This is a genomic window from Helicobacter sp. MIT 14-3879 (assembly GCF_003364125.1).
This window is the reverse complement of the sequence record NZ_NXLP01000116.1, coordinates 1-2,800: the sequence shown is the minus strand read 5'-3', so window position 1 is coordinate 2,800 and position 2,800 is coordinate 1. Positions and strand designations below refer to the sequence as shown.

2 protein-coding genes and 1 pseudogene are annotated in these 2,800 nt (G+C 28.5%); all 3 read right to left on the bottom strand.

What is annotated here, in order from left to right; all coding sequences use genetic code 11:
- Window positions 1–583 (bottom strand): annotated as a pseudogene (locus CQA44_RS11730) (lipase); the annotation flags it as partial.
- Window positions 584–600: 17 nt separating this feature from the next.
- A complete protein-coding gene (locus CQA44_RS11725) occupies window positions 601–2,004 on the bottom strand; it encodes a hypothetical protein (RefSeq protein ID WP_115547388.1) in 1,404 nt (467 codons plus the stop codon).
- Between the two features lie 5 nt (window positions 2,005–2,009).
- Window positions 2,010–2,636, bottom strand: coding sequence for a hypothetical protein (locus CQA44_RS11720; protein ID WP_115547387.1), 627 nt, complete (start codon window positions 2,634–2,636; stop codon window positions 2,010–2,012).
- Between the last annotated feature and the right edge of the window lie 164 nt (window positions 2,637–2,800).

Sequence of the window (2,800 nt, the reverse complement as noted above, 5' to 3'; positions counted from 1 at the left end):
AATTAGAATAAATATTTTTATTTTCTAAATCTTTAGGATTTATTTTATCTAGGAATATGATAATATTATTTTTATCTTGAGATTCTAAGAGATAGGAATCTTTATTGTTACTTAATCTTGCTTGTCTTTGCTTATCTTTTAATTCTGTTTGATATTCCTCATAGGTAAGATTGCTTATTCTTTCTCTTTCCTTTTCATATTCACTCTGCCTCTCTTCTCTTATCTTTGTTACACTTTTATATAAATCTTTTCTAGCTTGTAAATATTCATCACTTAGAGAATCTTTGCCAAAAATAAAGATATTTGCAAAATTTGATTTATAACCTAAAATCTTACCAGCATTATCTTTATTAATAAAACTCTCACCATTTTCTTTGCAGATAGCAAAAGATTTGCAGGTATATAAAGCTCTAAGTAGATGAATAGGAGAGTCTTTATTTATAGAATCTATATCATTGTTATTTATGGTATGCACATAAAATCCCTTATCCCGCTTCTTAATATCGTATATAGAAGTGATTAAAGTATCTTTATTGTTAGCATTGATATAATTTAACTCATAATATAAATCATTATTTTTCATTTTTTCTCCTTAAATACTTATTGCCAAATCAAAGATTCCCAACCGCACCAATAACAGTTTATATAATATTCTGTATGCGGATTATTATCACTAACTAGAGATTGTTTTAAAAGCTCATTGCAAATATCTTCAATTGAGATTAATACAAGTAGCCAATTTACAGCACTAGCCATTTTTAAACCTCTCAATACTTGTTTAGCTTTATCCTTTTTAAGCCATTCATATTTGGTTATGAGTTTAAATACATCAAGTTTTAACTCAATAACCTCTGTGGCAAGTATATGATTACCAAATTGCTTCATTATAGTTGTCGTATCCATAAGGTCAATTGTATATACCTGATATATGTATGCTTGAAGTTCTTTTGGAAGTTCATTATGGCTATTTGGTAGATATTTAATGAGTCTAAATAGTGCTTCACTCATTGATTTATTAAGAGTAAATACTTCGGTATCAATAGTATGTGGCAAAAAACTATCTATTCTAACTTTGACAAATACATTATCCCCTATTGGTGCTTTTAAGATTTCATTATAGAGCTTTGCTGCTCCTGTTTTTGCGGTTTGATAATCATAAGAATTTTGCTGTGTTGTTATAAATTCTTCTTGGAGGTATTTGGGAATTTCATTTTGAATAGTTTTATCACTGCAAACAAGTAAATTATTATCCAATTTAATAGCATTTTTTACTTTATCAGTAATAGCAATGCTTTTAAATTCATCAATGTTATTATCATAAATACTAAAATCAAATGCAACTTGTGTCGTTATTTCATTAGTAATATCCACAGCCTTATTTATATAATGTGTAACTTGATTAGAGGTTACGCCTACCGCATTGTAAGTATAGACTTTTTCCACAATACTTGGATAGCTTAGAGCAAAGAGTTGAGCTAAATATCCACCAAAAGCGTGTCCTGTAACTACAATCTTTTTATCATTAATAATATATTTAAGTTTCTCATCATAAAATTTAAGCATACTTAAATAATATGTTATAGGCACTTTACCTCTAAATATCTTTAGTCCAGCCTTAGCGGCAGCCCAAAAAGAATGACTGATTTGAAATATATCAATACCCCTTATAGCAAGGATAAGTTCATCATTTTTCGTATCTTTAAATAAAGTAGCAGAGAATCCTGTCTCATCATCTTGATTAAAGGCAAGAATCGCATAACGATTGACAAACTTATCGGCTCGTTTGCTATCAAATCTTACATTGTAGTTATCAAAGAATAATAGAAAAGATTCGCTAAGGGCTTGGTGGTAGGTGGGTAAAGCTTTTTTATTTTTCTCATCTGAATTTTTCATTTTACCTTTAGAATCTTTTCCAAACATTCCCTCATTTAAACCTGTGGAATAAGAAGCCCAACATATTTCTGCATACTCAAAGAGTGTATTATATTTCTCTTGTCTGCTCATCTGTGTTAATACCCCCTTTCTCGTATTTTTTGTTTATATTCATCTATTCCATCACAAGCCAATGTCCTATCAAGTTTAGCAAATAAACCAATATCTAGCCAACCATAAGTTTTGTAGCCTTTATATAAAATATTTGTTCCATACTCGTAATATTGATATTCTGCTTTGCTTATTCTTAGGCTTATATTTTCTTCAATTAGTTTTACATCTATCCCATATTTTTTGTCTCGCATTCTTTCATAAACTTCCTTATTGTAAATAATTTCTTTATCTTTTAACTCCCCACATAATCTCTCAAACTCCCTAAAGCTAGGTTGCCATTCTAAAGGGACAAAGCTAAAGCCAAACCAAGTAAGCATAATGATAGGATAGGGTAAAGCTATGTAGAGTTTATTTATCTTTTTATTGATATTAAAAGCTTGAAAGATAATATAAATCATAAAGTTAATAAAGAGATATATCCATATACAAGAAAGGATAAAGAGTGTAATCCACCCAAAGAATGGAAAGGGGATAAAAGTAAGGACATAGAAAAATACTATATTTAAAAAAGTAAGTGTAGAGAGTATGGTATAAAATAAAGCAGATTTGAGATGTTTCCAAGTTTCTTTATAATTGTCTGTATTATTCATTATATAGAGATTCCTTTATGAATAGAATTTATGTCAATTTTAGCCCTATTTTATTTATTTCATTCATAAATCTTTTCTAGCTTGTAAATATTCATCACTTAAAGAATCTTTGTTGGAGATAAAGGAGAGATAGAAACTAGATTTGTATTTAAAAAAACTTTCAT